The 209-nt window shown below is 61.2% G+C and carries 1 protein-coding gene; it reads right to left on the bottom strand.

Annotated features, from left to right (window positions below):
- Positions 1-209: pyridoxal-phosphate dependent enzyme (locus tag FS787_RS17920; RefSeq protein ID WP_144674653.1), on the bottom strand; the 209-nt coding region annotated here is incomplete at both ends.

The raw sequence follows: 209 nt of genomic DNA on the forward strand, positions 1-209 counted from the left end.
TTACAGCGCGGATCGATCACACACACGAAGCGGTACCCCTTGCTGGCGGCGATCATGCTGAGCGCGACACCGAGGTTGCCCGATGAGGACTCCACGAGGATGGAGCCAGGGCCGATCAGCCCCTCCCGCTCTGCGCGCTCGACCATCTCCCGCGCGGGCTTAAGCTTGATTGAGCCGGCGAAATTGAACCCCTCAATCTTTAGAAAGAG

The organism is Arthrobacter sp. U41, assembly GCF_007679325.1.
GTDB lineage: Bacteria > Actinomycetota > Actinomycetes > Actinomycetales > Micrococcaceae > Arthrobacter.